General features: G+C 71.1%; 4 protein-coding genes. All 4 read right to left on the bottom strand.

Translation table 11 applies throughout. From position 1 onward, the window contains the following. On the bottom strand, nt 1-875 hold an 875-nt coding region (locus tag D477_RS20220), incomplete at its 3' end, for a DUF6177 family protein (protein ID WP_005274886.1). Then, complete coding sequence (locus D477_RS20215) at nt 872-1,291, bottom strand: hypothetical protein (RefSeq protein WP_005274884.1); 420 nt, start codon at nt 1,289-1,291, stop codon at nt 872-874. The genes D477_RS20215 and D477_RS20220, both read right to left, overlap by 4 nt. Continuing rightward, nucleotides 1,281-5,300 (bottom strand): type VII secretion protein EccC, encoded by a 4,020-nt coding sequence (locus D477_RS20210; protein ID WP_005274882.1) that lies wholly within the window; start codon nt 5,298-5,300, stop codon nt 1,281-1,283. Before D477_RS20210 ends, D477_RS20215 begins: the two co-directional genes overlap by 11 nt. Before the next feature lie 2 nt (nt 5,301-5,302). Then, the coding region (locus D477_RS20205; RefSeq protein WP_005274880.1) for a MinD/ParA family ATP-binding protein at nt 5,303-6,151 on the bottom strand (849 nt) is incomplete at its 5' end.

The raw sequence follows: 6,151 nt of genomic DNA, 5'->3' as shown, positions 1-6,151 counted from the left end.
ATCAGCCGGGCCCGCGGACCGGCAGCTGCCAGCGCGGCGTCCGCCCCGTAGTCCTGCAGGGCTTCCGGGCCGAAGACGGCGCAGGCCGGAACCGAGACACCGGTGAACCGGGCCGGGCGGGCGAGGCTGCTGAAGGCCAGCGCATGCCCCAGGACGGCGGTGCGTGCATGGTTCCGGTGCATGCGGGCGCTGAAGGAGTCCAGCTGCCCCGCATCGAGCGGCTCCGGGCTCTCCACTAGCAGCTCCACGCTTTCGTGCACGCCGTGGAAGGAACGTTCCACGGTCACCACGGCGATAACCGGAGCGGCAGTGCCGACGCGCGGGTGCCCGACGACGACCAGGAACGCGGTTTCCGGCGCCCGCTCGAAGCAGTGCGCCGTTACGGCGGCTTCGTCCCACGGTTCGCTGACCGGTTCGGCCACGCCCCAGCCGGTAGGAGCGGCGCCGGTGAGCTCGGTGAAGAGCTGCGCGGTGAAGCCGCCGATCCGTGTGCTGTGGCTGGCCGGATGCATGGTCTCGGCGCGGACATGGACCAGCCCGCTGGGCAGCGCCGGCGTGAGCAGGAAGTCCTCGCCGATCTCGTCCAACGGCTGGAAGGCGGCGCCATCCCACTGGTGCACGCGTCCGGTGAAGCCGTCGAAAAAGGTGCCCTCCGCCGTCGTCGCCAGCCACTGGCAGCCCGGCTCGGCCAGCATGGCACCCAGCGGCAGGCTGACGGCGGTGGAGCTGGGCGTGACCAGGGTGAACTGCAGGCCGTCCTGGCCCGCGGCGGCGCGCGACTTGGCCAGCCAGGGCGAGAGCGTGGCCAGCGGCTTGTCCTGGAACACCACGCCGGTGGCGGCGCTGCGGAAATCGAAGGCGGAGGCGTGGCTCATGCACCGGCTCCCTGCGGCAGTGCCACCACGCCATCGCAGCGGCGGGCGATCTCGTGGCAGAGGGATTCGGCATGGGCCGCTGCCTGCGGAACGCCGTCGCGGACGTGGATCTCCTGCCACCAGAGCGCCTGGCCCGCCGGGTCCCCGCTGCCCGGTGCAAAGACCGCCGGCACCGTGGTTCCGGGCACGGCCGAGATCTGCGCCCCGGCGAGCAGCCGGGTGGCTTCCTGCGGGACGCGGATGAGCCGGGGCAGCTCGATGGCCAGCTGCAGTTCTCCCGCATCGTCCAGCAGCTCCAGCAGCGAATCGTCCGCGGCCTGGCGGACGTGCAGCTCCGGCACGGCGGCGACCATCGCCTCGATCAGGGTCAGCTGGTCCGGCTCCCGGAGGCTGACCACGGTCCAGTCAGAGCTCATCGATGTCTTCTCCCGTGCCGTGGTAGTAGAGCTGGACGGTGTTGACCGGCTTGCCGGCCTGCACCAGCTGCGCGCGGCCCGGCGGCAGCGAGCGGGCGCGGATGCCGTTCAGGAGGGCGCCTTCGCCCCGGTCGCCGGACATCAGGAGCCCGGTGCTGCCCGAATCGCGCAGCGACATGAAGAACGATTCGTACATGCCGCGGCTGGCTCCGCGCACGCGGCGGGAGAGCACAGCATGCAGCCCGATCTCCGGGCCCAGCGGCAGGTACGGCACCAGCCGGCTCAGCGGCGAGGAGCCGCCAGCGGTGAGCACATCGTAATCGTCGATGATGAGCACAACGCGCGGAGGCTTGCCGCCGTCGGCCGCGCCGCCGTCGTTGTTTCCGTTCACCCGCTTGTCCAGCTCCGTGGCTACCGCGCCGGCGAGCTGTTCGGCCAGCGCGGGGCTGGTCGCATAGCCGCCCAGGTACTCCTCGGGCACCTCGTCGGCGAGGCCCCGGCGCGGGTCGAACACCGCGAAGACCAGGTCCTCGGGCTCGTGCTGGGCGGAGAGGGACCGGATCACCGAGCGCATCAGGTTGGACTTGCCCGCGCCCTCGTCGCCGAGCACCACCAGGTGCCGGTCCTTGCTGTGCATGTCCAGGTACTCGGTGCCGAGGTCCGTCTCCCGCAGCCCCAATGGAATCCGGCCCGGCCGGGGCGGTACCTGGACCGCGCTGGCGTCCACCAGCGGCGGCAGCACGCGCACCTGCATGGCCCGGTCATCGGTGGAGGCAGCGACGGCGGCCACCAGGTCCCGCATGCCCTGCGCAGCGGTGTCCGGATCGGGATTGCCATCGATGCGCGGCAGCGCAAGGTGCCCGATCAGCTTCTGGTCCATCAGCGCGCGCCCCGGCCGGTCCGCGCTGATGCCCTCGGCCAGCTTCCGACCGAACGCCGACTCGGCCGGGTCACCCAGCCGCAGCTCGATCCGGTTGCCGAAAAAGCTCTGCTGCGCGATGCGCACCTCGTTGGTGCGGACCGACGTCACGATGACGTGGATGCCGTAGCCGCCGCCGCGCGAGATGATGGACTGCACCTGCTTCTCGACGTCGTCGAACTCGTCGCTGAGCTGGCCATAGCCGTCCAGCACCAGCACGATGTCCGCGCTCGCCAGCTCCGGGATCATGCCCTTGGCGCACATCCGCCGCAGCGTCTGCAGAGAGTCGATCTGGTAGCGCTCGAAGACCTGCTCGCGCACCGCCAGCATCGCGAAGATCTCCTCAATGGTGCGGCGGACCACTTCGCGGTTGGTGCGTACGGCCACGCCGCCCACGTGCGGCAGGCCCTCCAGCGGCAGCAGCGAGCTGCCGAGCAGGTCGACCGCGTAGATGCCCACCTCGGAGGGGCTGTGCGTCAGCGCCAGGCTGGCGACGATGGTGCGCAGCGCCGTGCTCTTGCCGGACTGCGGGCCGCCCACAATGATGACGTTGCCGCCGGCATTGTTCAGGTCCAGCTCCCACAGGCCCTGCCACTGCTTGGCCGGATCGTCGAGCAGCCCGATCGGCACGCGCAGGTTGCCGCCCTTGGCCAGCCGGATGCCCTGGCTGGTGGCGGTGGCGGAGCCGGCCGCGGTGTCCAGCGCGATGCCCTGGGGCAGCGGCGGCAGCCAGATCGGCTTCACCGAGCGCGGGAACGTGCGCAGCGTGTCCATCAGGGTGGACATCACGGTGGGCCCGGTGGTGCGCTGCGAGGCTTTCGTCTTCAGGCCGGCCTTGGGCTTGGCAGCGGCGGACGACGGCGGTGCCTCCAGGACTGCGGCGTACCGCGGGACGGGGAGGACCAAAGGCTCCGCGTCCTGCGGTTCGTCGTCGGCCTCTTCCGCGTCCACCGGGCCGGAGACGTAGCCGGACTTGAAGCGGGTGTAGGTGGTGGTGTCCACCTTGAGGTAGCCGAAGCCCGGCACCGGCGGCAGGTGGAAGGCGTCCGGGGTGTCCAGCACGGTGCGGCTCTCCGCCTCGGAGAGCGTGCGCAGGCCGATCCGGTAGGACAGGTAGGTGTCCAGGCCGCGCAGCTTGCCGCCTTCGATCCGCTGGCTGCTCAGCAGCAGGTGCACGCCGATGGAGCGGCCGATGCGCCCGATGGACAGGAAGAGCTCGATGAAGTCCGGCCGGGCGGTGAGCAGCTCGCCGAACTCGTCGATGATGACCACCAGATGCGGCAGCGGCTCCATCTGCTCGCCGCGGGCCAGCCGCTCCTGCCGGTGCAGCTGGTAGTCGGTGATGTTGGCGATGTTGCCGGCGGCCTTGAGCAGCTCCTGGCGCCGCAGGATCTCCCCGTTCAGGCTGGCGTAGACGCGCTCGATCAGCGTCAGGTCGTCGGAGAGGTTGGTGATGATGCCGGTGACCTGCGGGGCGCCTTCGAACGGGGCGAAGGTTGCGCCGCCCTTGAAGTCCACGAGCACCATGGCCAGCACCTCGGGGGAGTGGGTGGCCAGCAGGCCCAGCACCAGGCTGCGCAGCATTTCGGACTTGCCGGAGCCGGTGGCACCGACGCAGAGGCCGTGCGGGCCCATGCCGAACTGGGCCGCTTCCTTCAGGTCCAGCATGGCCGGCTTGCCGCGGTCGTCCGGGCCGAGCGGCACGCGCAGGAAGTCGATCTCGCCGCGCGGCTGCCACAGCCGGTGGATGTCGTCCGCGTCGAGCCGCTTCGACAGCCCCAGCATCTCGAGGTAGTCCAGCGAGCTCTCGCTGCTGTTGTGCTCCAGCGAGTCGGGGGAGAGCCGCAGCGGGGCCAGCTCGCGCGCCAGGGCCTCCGCCGTGGCGGGCGGCAGCTCATCCAAAGAGCCCGCTTCGGTCAGCGGATCGACCGGATCCTCGCGGTAGTTCTGGCTGATGAACCCACCCGGGGCAGTGCCGGATTCGCTGATGCGGATGCTGACTTCGCCCGGCTCGGAGCCGCGGTTCTCCACCAGGTATATGACGGTGATGCCAAGCTGGCCCGGTGCCGCGTGCTTGTCCGCCAGCGCCAGCTCCTGCGGCTCGGCGCCGTAGGTGTCGGCGATGACCAGCAGCCGCGGCATGCTGTTGCCGACTCCACCCTTTAAGTAGTTCTTCCGCGCTTCGGCGGCGATGGTGGACCGGTTCTGCAGGTCCTCCTTCAGCACGTCGGAGAGCGCGTCCAGGCCCGGGGCGAGCCGGCGCACCGGACCGGTGGCATGGGTCTTCGACTGGTCGGCCAGGTGCGGCAGCCACGTGGCCCACGCCCAGTCCTCGTAGCGGTCCTCGGGGATGGAGAGCGCCACATGCAGGTCCTCGGGCGAATGGAAGGCCGCCGCCTCCACCAGCAGGTTCCGGCAGACGGCCAGGGCGAACTCCCGCGAGCCCACCACGCTCACGTTGCCGGCCGAGTCCAGCGGCACGGTCAGCGGCAGCTCCGGCGAGGACTCGAACCGCTGCCTCAGGATCTCCAGCTCGGTGGTCATGAACGTGTCGCTCTGCTGCAGGCTGGAGGAGGAGTCGTTGACCCGGATTTCCCGGTTCCGCCGTTCCCCGCTGCCCAACCGGACGTGCAGGAAATCCTCGTTGCGCCGCCGTCGTTCCCACAGGCGCTTCGGGTTGCGGATGATGTCGAACAAGGCCGACGGCGGCGGGCTGGCGATGCGCGCGACCTTGATCGCCTGCTGTTCGTCCGCGCGCAGCTCGGTCCGTGCGCGCTCGAGATACTCGAGGTAGCGTTCGCGCTGCTCGCGGCCCTGCCTGGCCTGCTTGCCCTTCTGGCTGATCATCAGCGCGATGGACGCCAGGATGGTCACGATCATCATGAGCGCGCCGACCGCCGCCAGCGAGGAGCCGCGGAAGAGCATCATCACGGTCATCGAGGCGCCGGCGCCCAGCAGCGGCACCAGCGACATCATGTTCATGCCGCCGGCCCGCTCGGCCACGGGCGGCGGGGCATCCAGCGCGAAGGGGTCGGCGGAGCGGGCCGGGGCGGTGGTGCGGGCCGGGCGGTGGATCAGTGTCACGCCCATGGTCAGCGGTTCCCGTTGGCGGCCTGCAGCACGCGCGATGCCAGGGCTGTGGCATCCAGCCGGGTCTGCGGGGCGAGCAGCGCCAGGTCGATCTCCACGCCGCTGGCCAGGTGCCGATCGTAGGGCAGTGTCATCGCGTCCAGGCCGTCGCGGCTGAGCCGGACGGCCTCGTGCACCGGGTCCAGCGGCGCGTCGGCATCCGTGGCCGTCACCACGGCCAGCAGCGGCAGCTGCCGCGTCGCCGGATCCTGCTGCCAGGCCTGCTGGTAGCTGAGCGCGTCCTGGGTCCCGGCCACCGTGGCCGGCACGACGAGCACCACGGCGTGGGCGGCCTTGACGGCCCAGACGCTGTCCGGATGGCTGATGCCGGTCGGGCAGTCCAGCAGCGTGATCGGGAAGTAGCGGCTGATGCTGGTCAGCGCGCGGTCCAGCGCCGGGTAGTCCGCACGCGGATGCCACAGGCGGGCTCCGGTAGCGAAGAGGTTCGCTTCCGCTGCCGCCAGCTGCGCGGCCAGTTCGTCGCGCGTGGCGGGGGCCTTATCGACGACGGCGGAGGCCACCGCGTCCAGGGCCGGCGCCGTGTCCAGGCCCAGCCGCAGAGGGAGCGAGCCGAGGCCCGGATCGTTGTCGACGGCCGCCACGGCATCCTGCCGCATGGCCGCGAAGACCAAGGCGAGGGCCGCCGTCGTCGTTGTCTTGCCCGCACCACCGCGCGAACTGATGACGGCGATCCGGCGGCCGGTGGCCACGGGATCCTGGGCTCCGGCCGCCGCGGCGATCAGGCGCTGCGAGTAGTCGTCGGAGCGGAAGAGGCCGGCCAGCTGGCGGAGGAAGCGGGCCCCGGCCGGCAT

Origin of the sequence: Arthrobacter crystallopoietes BAB-32, from assembly GCF_000328305.2 — a bacterium.
Classification (GTDB): Bacteria; Actinomycetota; Actinomycetes; order Actinomycetales; family Micrococcaceae; genus Crystallibacter; species Crystallibacter crystallopoietes_A.
This window is presented reverse-complemented; position numbering and strand designations above follow the sequence as displayed.

What these genes read in the sequence shown, in the direction of transcription:
- D477_RS20215 (WP_005274884.1), bottom strand. Translation starts at nt 1,291, where the DNA reads ATGAGCTCTGACTGGACCGTGGTCAGCCTCCGGGAGCCGGACCAGCTG.
- D477_RS20210 (WP_005274882.1), bottom strand. Translation starts at nt 5,300, where the DNA reads ATGGGCGTGACACTGATCCACCGCCCGGCCCGCACCACCGCCCCGGCC.